The 16,822-nt window shown below is 62.0% G+C and carries 17 protein-coding genes; 13 read left to right on the top strand and 4 right to left on the bottom strand.

Going from position 1 to position 16,822, the window contains the following annotated elements; translation table 11 throughout:
* Positions 1 to 53: 53 nt before the first annotated feature.
* The 5 genes from AC1DYW_RS11210 (at position 54) to AC1DYW_RS11190 (ending at position 4,214) form a co-directional block, all read left to right on the top strand.
* Positions 54 to 701 (top strand): VOC family protein, encoded by a 648-nt coding sequence (locus AC1DYW_RS11210; protein WP_477226186.1) that lies wholly within the window; start codon positions 54 to 56, stop codon positions 699 to 701.
* Positions 702 to 822: 121 nt separating this feature from the next.
* The gene (locus AC1DYW_RS11205) at positions 823 to 1,482 is read left to right on the top strand and encodes a VOC family protein (RefSeq protein ID WP_477226185.1); all 660 of its coding nucleotides are present in this window, start codon (positions 823 to 825) and stop codon (positions 1,480 to 1,482) included.
* 72 nt (positions 1,483 to 1,554) lie between these two features.
* Entirely contained in the window at positions 1,555 to 2,673 is a 1,119-nt protein-coding gene (locus tag AC1DYW_RS11200) for a redoxin domain-containing protein (RefSeq protein ID WP_477226184.1), read from the top strand.
* A 28-nt stretch (positions 2,674 to 2,701) separates the two neighbouring features.
* Positions 2,702 to 3,739, top strand: a complete 1,038-nt coding sequence (locus AC1DYW_RS11195; protein WP_477226437.1) for an alpha/beta fold hydrolase — start codon at positions 2,702 to 2,704, stop codon at positions 3,737 to 3,739.
* Between the two features lie 55 nt (positions 3,740 to 3,794).
* Positions 3,795 to 4,214: an Ohr family peroxiredoxin gene (locus tag AC1DYW_RS11190; protein WP_477226183.1), complete on the top strand. Its 420-nt coding sequence runs from the start codon at positions 3,795 to 3,797 to the stop codon at positions 4,212 to 4,214.
* Between the two features lie 292 nt (positions 4,215 to 4,506).
* Here AC1DYW_RS11190 and AC1DYW_RS11185 read toward each other — a convergent pair whose 3' ends face one another.
* Positions 4,507 to 5,757: a flavin-containing monooxygenase gene (locus AC1DYW_RS11185; RefSeq protein ID WP_477226182.1), complete on the bottom strand. Its 1,251-nt coding sequence runs from the start codon at positions 5,755 to 5,757 to the stop codon at positions 4,507 to 4,509.
* A gap of 125 nt (positions 5,758 to 5,882) precedes the next feature.
* On the opposite strand from AC1DYW_RS11185, the gene AC1DYW_RS11180 reads away from it, so the two are divergent.
* The 3 genes from AC1DYW_RS11180 to AC1DYW_RS11170 are packed head-to-tail and all read left to right on the top strand — an operon-like array spanning position 5,883 to position 7,502.
* Entirely contained in the window at positions 5,883 to 7,001 is a 1,119-nt protein-coding gene (locus AC1DYW_RS11180) for a winged helix-turn-helix domain-containing protein (RefSeq protein WP_477226181.1), read from the top strand.
* Positions 7,002 to 7,035: 34 nt separating this feature from the next.
* The gene (locus tag AC1DYW_RS11175) at positions 7,036 to 7,167 is read left to right on the top strand and encodes a hypothetical protein (protein ID WP_477226180.1); all 132 of its coding nucleotides are present in this window, start codon (positions 7,036 to 7,038) and stop codon (positions 7,165 to 7,167) included.
* Positions 7,122 to 7,502: a tetratricopeptide repeat protein gene (locus AC1DYW_RS11170; protein ID WP_477226436.1), complete on the top strand. Its 381-nt coding sequence runs from the start codon at positions 7,122 to 7,124 to the stop codon at positions 7,500 to 7,502. Before AC1DYW_RS11175 ends, AC1DYW_RS11170 begins: the two co-directional genes overlap by 46 nt.
* A 229-nt stretch (positions 7,503 to 7,731) precedes the next feature.
* On the opposite strand, the gene AC1DYW_RS11165 is transcribed toward AC1DYW_RS11170, so the two are convergent.
* Positions 7,732 to 9,279: a helicase HerA-like C-terminal domain-containing protein gene (locus AC1DYW_RS11165; RefSeq protein WP_477226179.1), complete on the bottom strand. Its 1,548-nt coding sequence runs from the start codon at positions 9,277 to 9,279 to the stop codon at positions 7,732 to 7,734.
* 317 nt (positions 9,280 to 9,596) lie between these two features.
* On the opposite strand from AC1DYW_RS11165, the gene AC1DYW_RS11160 reads away from it, so the two are divergent.
* From AC1DYW_RS11160 to AC1DYW_RS11145, 4 genes are all read left to right on the top strand, one after another.
* Positions 9,597 to 11,039 carry a methylmalonyl-CoA mutase subunit beta gene (locus tag AC1DYW_RS11160; protein WP_477226178.1) on the top strand — a complete coding sequence of 481 codons (1,443 nt, stop codon included), beginning with the start codon at positions 9,597 to 9,599 and terminating at the stop codon, positions 11,037 to 11,039.
* A complete protein-coding gene (gene scpA, locus AC1DYW_RS11155; protein WP_477226177.1) occupies positions 11,036 to 13,156 on the top strand; it encodes a methylmalonyl-CoA mutase in 2,121 nt (706 codons plus the stop codon). The genes AC1DYW_RS11160 and scpA overlap by 4 nt, the downstream gene beginning before the upstream one ends.
* Positions 13,157 to 13,230: 74 nt before the next feature.
* Entirely contained in the window at positions 13,231 to 13,452 is a 222-nt protein-coding gene (locus tag AC1DYW_RS11150) for an AbrB/MazE/SpoVT family DNA-binding domain-containing protein (RefSeq protein WP_184871302.1), read from the top strand.
* Positions 13,449 to 13,838: a type II toxin-antitoxin system death-on-curing family toxin gene (locus tag AC1DYW_RS11145; RefSeq protein WP_477226176.1), complete on the top strand. Its 390-nt coding sequence runs from the start codon at positions 13,449 to 13,451 to the stop codon at positions 13,836 to 13,838. The genes AC1DYW_RS11150 and AC1DYW_RS11145 overlap by 4 nt, the downstream gene beginning before the upstream one ends.
* On the opposite strand, the gene greA is transcribed toward AC1DYW_RS11145, so the two are convergent.
* The gene (gene greA, locus AC1DYW_RS11140) at positions 13,835 to 14,308 is read right to left on the bottom strand and encodes a transcription elongation factor GreA (RefSeq protein WP_095089824.1); all 474 of its coding nucleotides are present in this window, start codon (positions 14,306 to 14,308) and stop codon (positions 13,835 to 13,837) included. The genes AC1DYW_RS11145 and greA overlap by 4 nt on opposite strands.
* Before the next feature lie 121 nt (positions 14,309 to 14,429).
* Between greA and AC1DYW_RS11135 the strand changes: the two genes are divergently transcribed.
* On the top strand, positions 14,430 to 15,806 hold the full coding sequence (locus AC1DYW_RS11135) for a TIGR03808 family TAT-translocated repetitive protein (RefSeq protein WP_477226175.1): 1,377 nt from the start codon (positions 14,430 to 14,432) through the stop codon (positions 15,804 to 15,806).
* A gap of 11 nt (positions 15,807 to 15,817) precedes the next feature.
* On the opposite strand, the gene AC1DYW_RS11130 is transcribed toward AC1DYW_RS11135, so the two are convergent.
* Positions 15,818 to 16,822: an asparaginase gene (locus AC1DYW_RS11130; protein ID WP_477226174.1), complete on the bottom strand. Its 1,005-nt coding sequence runs from the start codon at positions 16,820 to 16,822 to the stop codon at positions 15,818 to 15,820.

Genomic DNA, 16,822 nt, shown 5'->3' with positions numbered 1-16,822 from the left:
CTGACCGGAGGCACAAAGAAGCATTCCCATCAAACTCAACTGAGGAGGCAGACATGACGATTGCCACTACCCGCAGCAACACCGCAGTCGATATCAAGCTCGAGGTCGTAGTCATTCCAGTTTCCGATGTCGACCGCGCCAAGCTGTTCTATGAAGGCTTGGGTTGGCGGCTGGACGCCGACCTCATCGGCGACGAATTTCATATCATCCAGTTTACGCCTCCTGGCTCCCAGTGTTCGGTTGTCTTCGGCTCAGGCGTTGCACCAGGCCCTTATGCTCGTATCGAGCTCGACATCCTCGAAACCGCTGGTGAACTCGTCGTGTCGGACATCGAGGCAGCACGCGCCGAACTCGCCGATCGCGGGGTCGACGTAAGCGAAGTGTATCACTATGCCGGTGAACAAGGGCGCGTCAGCGGGCCCGATCCGGAAAGACGCAGCTACGCGTCGTGGGCCTCCTTCAGCGACCCGGCCGGAAACAACTGGCTCTTGCAGGAGGTCACTGCGCGAGCACCAGGCCGCGTCGACGCTGGAGGCGCCACATTTGTCTCGTCGGCCGAACTCGCAGCCGCGCTTCGGCGTGCATCTGTGGCTCATGGCGAGCACGAGCAGCGGACAGGCGGCCAGCGTGATGAGAACTGGCCGGACTGGTACGCCGAGTACTTGGTGGCGGAGCACGCCGGCCAACCGCTTCCACCATGAGCACTTCGATTGAACGGACGGCGTCGCCGGCGCCTACCTGGCTAGAACTCGCGGCATTCGGGTTCTGTCCCGAGCCGCACGCGAGACGAGCTTCTCACGCAACTTAACGCAGGAGGTAGATATGGACATCACTAGCACTGTCAGCAGTATCGCAGTTGAGACACAACGGCCGCGCTCCCTCGACATGAAGCTCGAAGTTGTTGTCATTCCCGTCTCGAATGTAGAGCGCGCCAAGCAATTCTACGAACGGCTGGGGTGGAGACTCGACGCTGACTTTGTCGTTGGAGACACGTTCCGCGGGATACAGTTCACACCTCCCGGCTCGCCGGCCTCGATACACTTCGGCACTGGGATCACGACGGTCGCGCCCGGCTCTGCAAGCGGACTTTATCTTATCGTTTCGGATATTGAATCGGCTCGCGCCGAGCTTATCGGCCGCGGCGTCGAGGTCAGCGAGGCGTTTCATCGCGAAGGCCCCGGCAAGCCAACGGTGAAAGGCCGCGATCCCCAGCGACGCAGCTACTCCTCGTTCGCTACTTTCAAAGATCCGGACGGCAACGAATGGTTGCTTCAGGAGATCACCACGCGGTTTCCCGGTCGCATCGACTCCAGCACCACGACCTACGCTTCCGAGGCGGATCTTGCTTCCGCGCTGCGACGCGCGTCGGAGGCCCACGGCGAGCACGAGAAGCGCAACGGCGGTCGGCGCGATGAGAACTGGCCGGACTGGTACGCGAAATACATGGTGGCTGAGCAGGCTGGCAACACGCTTCCGCTGTGAAGGGTTGGGCGCGCGGTGCGCATTCGAACCGTTCGCGCGACGACATCGATATCGAACCAAAAGGCGTCGTTGATGAAAGCAACCAAGCTGCTGCTCGCCGCGGCGCTCGCAACGGCAATCGGGGCTCCGATTGCCGGTTTTCTAGGAGGCACGAACTTGGCGCAGTCCATAATCTCCACACCAATGCGGGTTCCGTTTCTTCACGAACTCTCTACTTACCGGCTTGAGGAAAAATCGGAGCTTGCTTCGCTTGAAGCGGCGCACGAGTGGATAAATTCACCGCCGCTGACGGCGTCGGCCTTGCATGGCAAGGTCGTCCTCATCGATTTCTGGACCTACACCTGCATCAACTGGCTGCGCACGCTTCCCTACGTGCAGGCCTGGGACGAGAAATACCGGAAGCATGGTTTGGTGGTGATCGGAATCCACGCGCCGGAGTTCGCATTCGAAAAAGACCTGAACAACGTGCACCGGGCGGCGAAAGACCTGCGGATCGATTATCCGATCGCCGTCGACAACGAGCATCTCATATGGCGGGCCTTCAGCAACCAGTATTGGCCGGCACTCTATTTCATCGATTCGCAGGGACGTGTCCGGTATCGTCATTTTGGCGAGGGGTCATACCAACAATCGGAAATGGTCATCCAGGAATTGCTGGCCGAGGCTGGCGCTGGCGGATTCGATAGTAAGCCTGTGTCGGTGGATGGCCGCGGCATCGAAGCGGCGGCCGATTGGGATAGCCTCAAGTCTCCGGAGAACTATTCCGGATATGAACGCACCCAGAATTTTGCATCCAGCGGCGAGCTGGTCTTGGACGAGCCGCATGCCTACGAATTGCCGGCGCGGTTACGCCTGAATGAGTGGGGGCTGTCTGGCGATTGGACGGTCAGGAAAGAAAACGCCGTACTGAACAAGCCCGACGGCCGCATCGTCTACCGTTTCCACGCACGCGACCTTCATCTGGTCATGGGTCCGGCATCGCCGGGAACGTCCGTGAGATTTCGCGTGCTGATCGACGGACAGCCACCAGGCACGGCTTACGGCGTCGACGTCAATGAAAAGGGCGAAGGTGCAGTGACAGAGCAGCGCCTGTACCAGCTGATTCGACAATCGAAACCCATCGTCGATCGCCAGTTCGAGATCGAGTTTCTCGACTCGGGCGTGGAGGTCTTTGCCTTCACGTTTGGCTGATCGTCCGGACAACAACAGAGGTTTACAAATGCATTCGTTCAATATCCCGGATGAGATCGACCAAGAACGCCGACGGTTCTTTGGCGCCACCGCGATGGTTCTCGCCGCCACTCAGTTCGGCCTGATGGGCCCGGCACAAGCGCAAGAGGCAACGGGAGAGCCGGTGGCGGCGTCTTTCGGGCCCTTGAAGCAGATCGATGCCGGCATGTTGAGCGTCGGCTATGCCGAGCTCGGACCCGCCGACGGCCCACCCGTCATCCTGCTGCATGGCTGGCCGTATGACATCCACACCTATGCCAATGTCGCGCCTCGGCTGGCGGCGAAAGGCCACCGCGTGATCGTGCCGTACCTGCGCGGATACGGGCCGACCCGTTTCCTGTCGCACGATACGATTCGCAACGGCCAGCAGTCGGCGATCGCCGCCGACATTGTCGCCCTGATGGACGCACTGGGCATCGAAAGGGCGACGATCGGCGGCTGCGACTGGGGCGCCCGCACCGCGAACATCATTGCCGCGCTATGGCCTCAACGCTGCAAGGCTTTGGTCTCCGTGAGCGGCTACCTCATCGGCAACCAGCAAGCCGGCAAGCTGCCGCTGCCACCCAAGGTCGAGTTGCAATGGTGGTATCAATATTATCTCGCCACCGATCGCGGCCGCGCTGGCTACGAGAAATACACACGAGATTTCGCCAAGCTGATCTGGCAACTCGCGTCCCCACAGTGGAACTTCGACGATGCCACATTCGAGCGCAGCGCCGCGGCCTTGGACAACCCCGATCACGTGGCCATTGTGGTCCACAACTATCGCTGGCGGCTCGGACTGGCCGCCGGCGAGCAGCAATATGACGCGTTTGAGGAGCGACTCGCGCAGGCACCGGTGATCGGCGTGCCGACGGTCACGCTCGAGGGCGACGCCAATGGGGCGCCGCATCCGGACGCCAGCGCGTACGCCAAGATGTTCTCAGGGAGATACGCGCATCGGGTTGTCACCGGAGGCATCGGCCACAACCTGCCCCAGGAAGCGCCGCAGGCCTTCGCTGATGCCGTTGTCGAGGTCGACGCCTGATCGAGTTCGCGGTACCCGCCCCCGGCGGTTACCGCTGCCAGCAAAAAGAATGCCCATGAGCCGCATCGCAAGGGTTGTCTACACGGCCAGGACCGCAACTAAGGGCGGCCGCGAAAATGGCGCGTCGCGCAGCTCCGACGGCCTTCTGGACATCTGGCTTTCGGCGCCCGGATCGGCGCGCATAGGCACCAATCCGGAGCAGTTGCTCGCTGCCGGCTGGTCGGCCAGCTTCGCAAGCGCAGTCGCATCTGCGGCCCACGAACGAAAAATCGCGCTGCCTGCAGGGGTGAGCATCAAGGCCGAAGTGAATCTGAACTGCGGAGAAAACGGCCACTTTCTCAGCGTCCAACTGGATATTGCCGTGCCGGATCTGGAGCGTGATGTCGTACAAATTCTGGTGGATGAAGCGCACGAGATCTGTCCTTACTCCAAAGCGACACGGGGCAACATCAATGTCATAACGAGGATCGTCTGATCTGATCGGGCCACTCGGGGTCGTGGATGGTCGCCAACATCAGCAGCTAGTACGCGCTCTCTGTAGGCATCGTGCGCTTCGGCCGAAACAGGGAAACAGCTGCCGCACCAGACGGCATCAGCGCCGGCTTCGAATGGTCCGGCGACGCCGTCGTCTAGCGGAAGCAGAAATCGCCGAATTGGACGCCGCCGTCCTTAGCATCCTGAAAGCTGTTCATTGCCTTTCGTTAGGACTAGTCCGCCCTGCGGAGGACTCGAGGCGCGGTCATCGATCCGTTTCGCGCAGTGTCAGCCTATCGTTCCAGCCCGGCATCCAATCTATCAATGTGATCGGCGAGATAAGCAGCGTCTTGACCTACAAAAGCGAGAATGGCGGATCGCCACGTGTGCATCCAATGCAACCCGAGGAAATAGACGCCGGGACAGGCCGTCACACCGCGCTGCTGGATTGGCGAGCCGTCGGCATGGATGACCGGCAGCTTTATCCAACCGAAGCCATAGCCGTATCCGCTCGCCCAGATGATGGTGCCAACATTTTCCTCGCGCAGATTCAGCGTTCGGATTGTTTCAACGTCGATAATCGGTGGCGCTGACGGAGGCTCCTTCTCGTCAAGCTCGAAACACGCGGGCCGCGTGTTGGCCAAAGCGTCGGCCGCGTCGACGAAACCGGCATAGCTTTTGTCGGCTGCCGCCAACACGTCCATGGCATCATCGGCGATCGCAAGCTCGCCATCGGCAATGCCAAGCACGCGCCCGAGGAGAGTAGCACCCGCGCTGCCCAAGTGACGCGGATCGAGATCATAGCCCCCACCTACGCCGGTCAGAATAATCGGCGGCGGATACCTCCTACCTGGAAACGAGTCGATGGTGATATCGAAGCGGCCCAGTTCTTCGTACCACCAGATGATATCCCGGCCGCGATAGCGACGGGGTACGCGGCTGTGGCGGCTGATCGCCAGAAATACACGCCGGCCGCTACGCAAAAGTTCGTCAGCGATCTGGCAGCCAGAGTTGGCGCTGCCCACGACAAGCACCGCGCCGGGCGGCAGTCGCTCAGGGTTCCGATAGCAGGCGGCATCGATCTGACAGACCGAGGCTGGAACGGCGCGGCTAAAATCCGGAATCATCGAGTGCTGAAACGGACCGGTGGCGATAATGACATGCCGCGCTTTGATCTGGCCGTCGGTAGTTGCGAGCGAATAGCATCCTCTATCTTCGTCGCGGTCGAGGTTGGTGACTTCAAGGCCGGTGCGAACTGGGGCTGCGATCTCCGTTGAGTAGTCGACGATGAAGCGCACAACCTCGGAGTGATGCGCAAAAGCGACAGGGTCCATTCCCGTATATGGTTTCCCCGGCAGCGCCAGCCAGTGGTTTGGCAACTGGAATCGCAAGGAATCCCAACGCTCGCTTCGCCAGCGCTCGGCCACTCTTCGCCGTTCGAGGATGACATGTTCTCTGCCGCGTTGACGCAAATGATAGCTCATGGCCAATCCGGCCTGGCCGCCGCCAACAATGACCGTGTCGATGTGATTGGCTTGGCGCATGCCTATTCCTGGGTCTCCATATAGGCCCTCAGGTAGCCCAATCAGACTCCTGGTCCGCCCAGTTCAGAGGGTCTTGTCGGTTTACCGCGGCGCAAAGTACTATGGTGGAGCATGAGGCGAACGTCTTGAAGCCGCTCCAAAAAGTTTCCGAAGTATTTCCGAAGCGGACGATAACGACAATGCGTGGGCGGCAGTTCGCATTCGGCCCGTTTCTCCTTGATCCCGAACGGCGCGTGCTGCTTCGCGGCGGTGAGCCGGTTGCTGTCGGGCACCGCGGCGTCTTAATCCTCGTTGCGCTGCTCCGAAAGCCTGGCGATGTGCTCACCAAGGCTGAGCTGATAGACGCAGGCTGGCCGGAGACGACGGTCGAAGAGAGCAACCTCTCGGTTCAAATCGCCACGTTGCGCAAGGCTCTTGGGCAATCACCGGACGGCGGCGAGTGGATCGCCACCCTTCCGCGCATCGGCTATCGCTTTGCCGGCCGTCTCGATCCTGTCGGCCGCACAGACCAAGGGCATTGGAACATCGATGACGCTCTGCCGTCACCCGGCTTTCGCAAGCCGTCGATCGCCGTGCTCCCCTTCGCAAACATGTCTGCCGACCCCGAGCAGGAGTACTTCGTCGACGGCATCGTCGAGGACATCACAACAGCGCTGTCGCACTTTCGGTGGCTGTTCGTGATGGCGCGAAGCTCGACCTTCACGTTCAAGGGACGCAGCGCCGATGTCAAGGAAATCGGGCGCAAATTGGGGGTGCGCTACGTGCTCGAGGGCAGCGTGCGCCGGGCGCCCAGGCGCATACGCATCACGGCGAAACTCATCGACGCATCAACTGGTGCACATCTCTGGGCCGACCGCTTCGACGGCGCATCCGAAGACATTTTTGATCTGCAGGATCAAATCAGCACAAGAGTGATTGGCGCGATCGGGCCAAAGCTAGAGCAAGCCGAGATTGAACGCGCAAAGCGCAAGCCAACTGAAAATCTCAATGCCTACGATGTCTATTTGCGCGGCGTCGCCAAAACAATGGCCTATACGCAGAACGGTCAAGCGGAAGGACTGCGCCTATTCCGGCGCGCGATAGAGCTCGACCCAGAGTTTGCGGCGGCGTACGGAATGGCCGCGTGGTGCCGCGTCATCCAAAGGGTGAATGGCTGGATGATCGACCGCGCGGCGGAGATTGCCGATGGAGCCGAAATGGCTCGCGAAGCTGTGCGACTGGCGAATGAGGATGCACTTGCATAATGCTGGGGAGGTTTCTCGCTCGGATTTCTTGCCTATGAGCTGGACGATGCGATCGGATATGTCGATCACGCGCTGGCTCTCAATCCAAACCTTGCCGCCGCATGGTACCTTCTCGGGCATCTGCGAATTTATGCCGGAGATCCTGAAGCCGGTATCGAGCCTCTGACCCGGGCAATCGAGCTCAATCCACTTGATCCGCTCATTTTCCGCGTGCATGCGGGATTGGCTTACGCGCATTTCTTTGCCGGCCGGAACGACCACGCTTCGGCATGGGCAGAAAAGGCGTTGCGCCGAGCCGATTGGCTCACCGCCCTCCGGATCGGCGCCGCATGTCATGCCGTTGCCGGCCGGCTCGATCAAGCGAGAAAGCTCGTTGCGCGCATGCTTGAACTCGATCCAAGGCTGCGGATTTCCGATCTCCAAGGGCTGCCTCCGTTACGCCGAGCAGAGGATTTCGAGCGATGGTCAGAGGCACTGCGAAAAGCGGGGCTCCCGGAATGATTGCACGTCCGCTTGTGGCTTTCCTGCGACGCGGTCAGTCACAGAAAGGAGCGGCTATGGCGCCCGACGGCGAGCCATCGATCGCGTCTGGTTGGCCAGGCGCACGCTCGCGCACCAGCAGTGTGAAGGTCCATTTGCGTGCGCCGCGACTTCCTTGAGCTCGTCAAGCTTTCCCGGTTTTGAGCCATCCAATCACGGTGAGCATTGTCTTCCGCATAGCTGCCGCTCCTTACCGCCCTCGCGACAAACTTCCCAATATGCCGCGCACGATCGCGCGGCCGACCGACGAACCCACCGAACGCACCACCGACTTGATCGCGGCTTCCGCCACCGTCTGGCGATTGGACGGGCGCGGCGCCGGTGCGCGCCTGCCACCCGATTGCGGTGCCGGGTCGTCATTGCCGAAGCCGGGGATGGTCCAGCGCGAGCCGCCGCTTCCAGCCTGCTGCGCCTGCTCTTCGGCGTTCTGCGCCTCCCTGGCTTTTTTCTGCAGCATCTCGAAAGCCGATTCGCGATCGATGACCTGATCGTACTGGCCGGCAACCGGGCTTTCCTGGATCAGCTTTTGCCTCTCGGCGGGCGTGATCGGGCCGAGGCGCGACGCCGGCGGGCGGATCAGCGTTCGCTGCACCATGGACGGAACACCCTTGATTTCGAGCGTCGAGACCAGCGCCTCGCCGGTGCCGAGCTGGGTGATCGCGGTGGCGCAATCGAAGTCGGGATTCGGCCTGAAGGTTTCGGCCGCGGTCTTCACCGCCTTCTGCTCGCGCGGCGTATAGGCGCGCAGCGCATGCTGCACCCGGTTGCCGAGCTGGGCGAGAACGGTTTCTGGAACATCGAGCGGGTTTTGCGTGACGAAATAGACGCCAACGCCCTTCGAGCGGATCAGGCGAACCACCTGCTCGACGCGATCGATCAGCACTTTCGGCGCGTCCTCGAAGAGCAGATGCGCTTCATCGAAGAAGAACACCAGCTTTGGCCTGTCGGGATCGCCGACTTCGGGCAGCACCTCGAACAGCTCCGACATCAGCCACAACAGGAAGGTCGCATAGAGCCGCGGATTCATCATCAGCTTGTCGGCGGCAAGCACGCTGATGGCGCCGCGCCCGTCACGGGTGGTGCGCATGATGTCGGCGATGCGCAAAGCCGGCTCGCCGAAGAAGTGCGCCGCACCTTGCTGCTCCAGAACCAGCAGCGTGCGTTGAATGGCTCCCACGGAAGGCTTGGTCACATTGCCGTAACGCGAGCCCAGCTCGTCGGCGCGCTCGGCGATGTTGGCCAGCAGCGCCTGCAGGTCCTTCATGTCGAGCAGCAGCAGGCCTTCCTCGTCCGCCAGGCGGAAGGCGATGTTCATGATGCCTTCCTGTGCCTCCGTCAGGTTCATCAGGCGTGACAGAAGCAGCGGCCCCATTTCGGAAACGGTGGCGCGGATCGGATGGCCCTGCTCGCCGAACAGGTCCCAGAAAATGACCGGAAATTCCTGGAAGTCATAGGGGTCCAGCTTGACCTGCTCGGCCCGCTTGACCAGAAAATCCTGTGCCGTGCCCATCATCGCGATGCCGGACAGGTCGCCCTTGATGTCGGCGCAGAACACCGGCACGCCGGCGTTGGAAAAGCCTTCGGCCAGGATCTGCAAGCTGACGGTCTTGCCCGTGCCGGTTGCGCCGGTCACCAGGCCGTGACGATTTCCATATTGCAGCAACAGGTGCTCGGCACGCTGATAGCTGTCGTCCGGCTTGCGGCTGGCGCCGATGAAAATGCTGGTGTCGTCAGCCATATGTCCGGTCTCCGCAAACTGATGTGTTTAAAGCCAGTGGCCTTGCCGCAGGTATAGTGAGGCCCTTGCACAGCGACAATGCCAATCGTTCAAGTGGGGCCAATCGTCCAAATCCGGCCCAATCGTCCAAATCGGTTTTTTGGAACTTGCGGATTTTGCCGGTGTTTGGCAATCGTTCATGGTTCGTCCATGCAGGCTACCTATATCTGGTGGATTGAATTCAGACCCTGAAAGCGCATTGCATTGCGATATCGGACCGTGGACCTTAGACTGAACTGCTCCAGGCTGGTGCGGCCGCATGAAAACGAGGAAGACGGATGGGCGCCGGAGCCTTGATCCAGGACGTTGAACCAGAGAATGCCGAGCGCCAGCGATGGCTGGCCCTGGCGGCAAAGGCGTTGGCCGGCGCATCCTTCGAGGAAAAGCTGGTCTCGCATACCGACGACAACATCCGCATCGAACCGCTCTACGACCGCAGCATCGCAGCGGAACCGATCGTGCGCGCAAACCCGAAATCGCCCTGGATCGTCAGCCAGCGCATCGATGATCCGGATATCGAGCGCGCCAGAGCCCAGGCTCTGGAAGATGTGGCGCAAGGCGCGACGGGATTGTCGCTTGTCTTCGAAGGCGCGCCGAACGCATTCGGCTACGGCCTGCCAAGAACGGCGCAGGCGCTGGAGACGGTGCTGGACGGCGTACCGCTCAACCGCATCCAGGTCCGTATCGACGCCCATCCCTGGAGCCGCGCCGTGGCCGACTGGCTGGTGGCGTTCCTGAGCAAGCGCCGCTCGGATCCGGCAAAGCTCAACCTCTCCTTCGGCATCGACCCGGCGGCGATCTTCGCCGGAACCGGCCGACTGCGCATGTCGATCGAGGCGCTGCAGGCCTCGATGCCGCAGTCGCTGGCGCATTTCTTCTCGATGGGCGTTCCGGGCGTGCTCCTGGAGGCGGACGGGCGCGTGTTCCACAATGCCGGCGCCACGGAAGCGCAAGAACTTGGCATCATGCTGGCTTCGGCGGTCTCCTATCTCAGAATGTTCGAGACGGCCCGGCAGCCGCTTGTCTATGCCGCGCCCCATATCGGCTTTGCACTCAGTGTCGACCAGGACCAGTTCCTGTCGGTGGCCAAGGTCCGGGCGCTGCGCAGGCTCTGGGCACGGCTGCAGGAGGCCTGTTCGATCCCCAATTCCACCGCCAATATCCATGCCGAGACGTCGTTTCGCATGATGACGGCCATGGATCCGGAGACCAACATCCTGCGCACCACGATTGCCTGCTTTGCCGCGGCATCCGGCGGCGCCGATTCGATCTCCATCCTGCCGCACACGATCGCGCATGGCTTGCCGGCGAGGTTTGCCCGTCGCGTTGCCCGCAACGCGCAGCTGATCATGGCCAATGAAAGCCATATCGATCATGTCGCCGATCCTGCCTATGGCTCCGGCGGGGTCGAAGCGCTGACCGCGGAACTGTGCGAGATGGCGTGGGCGGAACTGCAGACAATCGAGGCCGAGGGCGGCGTCCTGTCCAGCCTTCAGGACGGACATATCCAGAAGCGCGTTCACGCCGCGGCGGCGCGACGCAACGCAGCCTACCAGGCCGGCGAGCGGGTCATCATCGGCACCACGCTCTACCCGTCCAAAAGCGAACGTCCCGTCGAGACGCTGGCAGCGGAACGGCGGCCCGCCTTCACCGAAGGTGTTGCCGTCTGCGAACCCCTGTATCCGGTCCGCATCGACCAATCGATCGGAGCCGCCTCTTGATCCCTGATTTCAGCCAGATCGGTTGGGCGCCGCCACGCCGCGCACCCGTCGAGGTCAAAGGCCAGCGGACGACGCCGGAAGGCCTTGTCGCCAAGCATCTGTACAATCAAAGCGACCTCAAGGGGTTGCCGCATCTCGACACCTATCCCGGCCTGCCGCCCTTCGTGCGCGGCCCCTACCCGACCATGTATGTCCAGCAGCCCTGGACGATCCGGCAATATGCCGGCTTCTCGACGGCCGAGGAGTCCAACGCTTTCTACCGCCGCAATCTTGCCGCCGGCCAGAAAGGACTGTCGGTCGCCTTCGATCTCGCCACGCATCGCGGCTATGACAGCGACCATCCGCGTGTCGCCGGCGATGTCGGCATGGCGGGCGTCGCCATCGATTCCATTCTCGACATGCGGCAGCTCTTCGACGGCATTCCGCTCGGCGACATGACGGTGTCGATGACCATGAACGGCGCGGTGCTGCCGATCATGGCGCTTTACATCGTGGCGGCGGAAGAACAGGGCGTTGCGCAGAAGGATCTCGCCGGAACCATTCAGAACGACATTCTGAAGGAGTTCATGGTCCGCAACACCTACATCTATCCGCCGAAGCCCTCGATGCGGATCGTTTCGGACATCTTCTCGTATACGTCGAAGAACATGCCGAAGTTCAATTCGATCTCGATCTCCGGCTATCACATGCAGGAGGCCGGAGCGACGGCCGACCTGGAGCTCGCCTATACGATCGCCGACGGCATCGAATATGCCCGCGCCGGCGTTGCGGCGGGCCTCGATATCGACCGCTTCGCGCCGCGCCTGTCCTTCTTCTGGGCGATCGGCATGAATTTCTTCATGGAGGTCGCCAAGCTGCGGGCTGCGCGCCTGTTGTGGGCGACCTTGATGGCGAAGAATTTTTCGCCCAAGGACGAGCGGTCGCTGTCATTGCGCACCCATTGCCAGACCTCGGGCTGGTCGCTGACGGCGCAGGACCCCTACAACAACATCATCCGCACCATGATCGAGGCGATGGCGGCGACGCAGGGCCACACCCAGTCGCTGCACACCAATTCCTTCGACGAGGCGATGGCGCTGCCGACCGACCATTCGGCGCGGATTGCCCGCAACACGCAGCTGATCCTGCAGAAGGAATCCGGCACCACGCGCATCATCGACCCGTGGGGCGGTTCGGCCTATCTCGAACGGCTGACGCATGACCTGGCGGCGCGCGCGCTTGCCCATATTGACGAAGTCGAGGCGCTCGGCGGCATGGCCGCGGCGACCGAACAAGGTATTCCCAAACTGCGCATCGAGGAAGCGGCGGCCCGCACGCAGGCACGCATCGATTCCGGCGAGCAGATGCTGGTCGGCGTCAATGCGCATCGCCCCGAGACCGACATCAAGGTCGACGTGCTGAAGATCGACAATGCCGAAGTCAGGGCGCGGCAATTGTCGAAGCTGCAGCGGCTGAAAGGCACACGCGATGTCGGCGCGGTCGAGAGCGCCCTCGATGCGCTGACCCGTGCCGCTGAAGGCAATGAAAACCTGCTGGAGTTCGCCGTCCGCGCCGCGCGCGCCAATGCCACGGTCGGCGAGATCTCGTTCGCCCTGGAAAGAACCTTCGGCCGCCATGTCGCGACGGTGCAGACGATCTCCGGTGTCTATCGAAAGGCACTCGGCGACAATTCCGTGGTCGAAGGGCTGCAGGGCAAGCTTGAAGCCTTTGCGAAGAAATCCGGCGGCAAGCCGCGCATCCTCGTTGCCAAGATGGGACAGGACGGCCACGACCGTGGACAGAAAGTCATCGCCACCGCCTTCGCCGATCTCGGCTTCGACGTCACCGTCGGTGCGATGTTCCAGACACCGGATGAAATCGCCAGGCTTGCGATTGCGCATGACGTTCATATCATCGGCGCCTCGTCGCTGGCGGCGGGACATCTGACGCTGATCCCGGAATTGCGCGACGCGCTGAAGAAGCTCGGTCGCGGCGACATGCTGATCGTCGCCGGCGGCGTCATCCCGCCACAAGACTATGATGCGGTGCTGCAAGCTGGTGCGGCGGAAATCTTCCCGCCGGGCACCGTCATTCCGGAGGCGGCGGATCGCTTGCTGGACCGGCTGCTGAAGGCCTGATTGGGCCTGTTATAATATCTGTTGCAACACGCGCTGATTGCGTTATAATCAGCGTTGCAACAGGATGATCCATCATGAACACGACCATTCGCAAGATCGGCAATTCCGAAGGTGTGATCCTGCCCAAGGAGCTGCTTGAACGTCTGAACCTCAAAGCCGGCGACCAGCTTCAGATTCTCGAAACGGATAAGGACATCGTCCTCAAGGCGGTGGACGACAGTTTCGAGCGGCAGATGGAAGCAGCTCGCAAGGTCATGGACAAGTACAAGGTCGCACTACAGAAACTCGCCGAATGAGCTGGGAGTTTCTGTCACGTCGTGCAGTCGAAGCGATGCATGCCGAGCAATTGCGCAGGCACGGCGGAGCGCAAGGCTTGAGAGATGAAAATGCGCTCGAATCGGCGCTCGCCCGCGCTGAAAACAAGGCGAACTATGGCGACCCGTCGGTCGAGGATCTCGCCGCTGCCTATGTCTTTGGCATTGCCAGAAATCATGCCTTTGTCGACGGTAACAAGCGTACTGCCATCGTGGCCGCCGGCGCATTTTTGATTGTGAACGGCCATGTTCTGACAGCTGACAACGGCACGCTTTACGAATTCGTCATGGCCGTCGCTTCCGGCGAAATCGATGAAGCCGGAGCCGCGGCTTTCTTCCGCGACCACGTCGTCAAGCTCGAGGACTAGCTGTCGGAGAGCTTGACGATTTCCCATTCCTTGCCGTTGACCACAGCCACGTCGCCAACCTTCTTGCCGAACAGGGCGACGGCCATCGGCGACACATGGGAAATCGTGCCCTTGGCCGGGTCGGCCTCGTCCTCGCCGACGATTTTCCAGTGCACCTTCCTGTCGTCATCGCCCTCGAGCGTGACGCCCATGCCGAAGCGCACCAGATCGCTGCCCGGCTCCGGCACGGACAGTTCGGCGTTTTCGCGCCGGGCGGTCCAATAGCGCAGGTCGCGCGACACCACCGCAATACGCTCGCGATCCGCCTTCCTTTCGGCTTTCGCCAATATGTCGCGCAGATCGGCCAGATTCTCCTCGATCATCGCCAGGCCGGTCTCCGTCACAAGGTTGCGGTGCTGGCTGATCGGCCGCTCGCCGATGCCGGCGATCGCGTTTTCGCTGTCTTCCTCGCGGGTAAAAGCTCTGCTCATCCGCTGAGCTTAGGCGCGGAGAGGCTGCTCGACAAGCCATTGTCGCTGCGCTGGCAAGCAGCGACAGACCGTCTGGCACGAATCCTGCGGTGTCTGAGTTGAACGCCAGGACCCTGTGCCGATGTTGAACAGACGAACGTTTTTAACCGGAACCGCCGGCTTTGCCGTCTTTGGCCTCTCGCTTGGCAGAGCGGCGGCCGCCAGCCTGACCGGCATCGAGAAAGCCTCGATGCGCGGTTCGATCAACGCCACCGAACTTGGCGTCTCACCTGGCACCTTCGACGATCAGAGCAAGGCCTTCGCCAAGCTGCTGCGTGATGCCAACGACCGCGACATGCCGGTGTTCCTGCCGCCCGGCACCTATGTGGTGTCCAACCTCTCGCTGCCAAGCCGTGTGCGTCTTTCCGGCGTGCCGGGCGCAACGCGGATCGTCTATGGCGGCGATGGCCACCTGTTCATGGCCGAACAGGCCGACCATATCGAACTCAGCGGGCTGGTCTTCGATGGCAGCAACCGCTCGATGGGCGACTACGCGCAAGGATTGCTCGATCTGCGCCGGGTCGCGCACCTCATTGTCGACAATTGCCAGATAACCGGCAGCGGCAAGAACGGATTGGCGCTGGAACACGCGGCGGGCCGGGTCGAGCGCTCGGACATCTCAGGGGCTGCCGATGCCGGCATCTATTCGGTCGAGGCTGATGGGCTGGCAATTGCGGGCAACACAGTCTCCGACTGCGCCAATGGCGGCATCCTGGTGCACCGCTGGCAGGCGGCGGAAGACGGCACCATGGTCACCGGCAACCGCGTCGAGCGCATCCAGGCGCGCAGTGGCGGAACCGGGCAGAACGGCAATGGCATCAACGCCTTCCGGGCCGGCAATGTCGTCATCTCGGGCAACATCGTCTCCGACTGCGCCTTTTCGGCGATCCGCGCCAACAGCGCCAGCAATCTGCAGATAGCAGGCAACACCTGCTCACGCTCGGGCGAGACCGCGGTCTATTCCGAATTCTCGTTCGAAGGCGCCATCATCAGCAACAACATCGTCGACGGCGCCGCCAACGGCATCTCGATCGTCAACTTCAACGAAGGTGGCCGCATGGGGGTCTGCTCGGGCAACATCGTGCGCAATCTGTCGACCAGCGGTCCCTACCCCGCCGACCCGCCCGGCTTTGGCGTCGGCATTGGCGTCGAGGCCGACACCACTGTTTCCAATAATGTCATCGAGAACGCGCCGCTCTATGGCATGCAGATCGGCTGGGGGCCGTACCTGCGCAATATCGTGGCCACCGGCAATATCATCCGCAAGGCTGGAACCGGCATCGTCGTCAGCGTGGTCGAGGGCGCCGGTACGGCCGTCATCTCGGACAATGTCATCGATGGCGCGCTGAACGGCGCCGTTGTCGGCCAGCGCTGGGCCGAGCCGGCGACAGGCGACCTGACATCATTGGACAACAGCGGCTACGCGCACCTGACCGTCGAGCGCAATCACGTCAGCTGAATGCTGGACTTTTAGTCCAAGGCCACTGTGGCCCTCAGCGCCCCGACCTTGGCCCCAATCCGGCTTTCAATCGGAGCGTTGGCCAGTTCGAGCAGCTTCGCCGCCAAAGCCTCGTCCGTGCGCAGCAATTTGGCGAGGACGGCGGCAACCATGGCTTCGCCGGCGCGGCCTGCACCGTCATCGCATTTGAGCGCGATGCCGAGGCCAATTTCCGGAATTGCGGCACAGTGAACACCTTCGGCGCCGCCTTTCGCAAAAATCCGCCCGGGCGCGGCCTCCATCAGAGCGACATCGGCACGGCCGGTGCCAGCGACAAAGAACGGTTCTGCCATGCAGGCGGTCATCAGACGCTTTGCGGCCTTAGCTCGCTCGGGACCAAAACCATTTGTCGTGGCCATACGGGCAAAGCCGAGGGCGAAGCTCCTGAGCGGCACCGCGAAGGTCGGGATCGAGCAGCCATCGGTCGCTCGTTCATCGGCGCCATGGACAGCGCCCGTCACTGCCTGCATGGCGTCGCGCACCATCTCCTGCAGGGCGTGCTCCGGCTTGACATAGCCGCGATGCGCAATGCCGGTGTGGACGCAGGTGCAGAGGAAGCCGGAATGCTTGCCGGAGCAATTGTTATGCAGCGCGTTCGGCGAACCGCCGGTGCGGGCCAGCGCAATCTCCGCGTCATGATTGGAGGGCCAATGAGCGCCGCATTCCAGCGCTGACCCGTCCAGCCCGGCCCTGGCCAGCATGGAACGCGCCAACTCTACATGCGCCGGCTCGCCCGAATGGGAGGCACAGGCAAGCGCCAGTTCGCGGTTGCCGAAGCCATAGGCGTCCGCCGTGCCGCTTTCGACCAGCGGCAATGCCTGGATCGCCTTGACCGCGGAGCGCGGAAACACCGGCCTCGAGGTGTCGCCGATCTCCAAGACCGGCTTGCCGTCGGCATCGAAGACCGCCACGGCACCGCGATGCGCGCTCTCGACGATCGCGCCGCGCAAGACTTCGATCAGAACCGGATTTGTCAT

The organism is Mesorhizobium sp. P2_D5 (assembly GCF_056404355.1).
The sequence above is the reverse complement of the archived record's forward strand: the minus strand, read 5'-3'. Positions and strand labels throughout refer to the sequence as shown.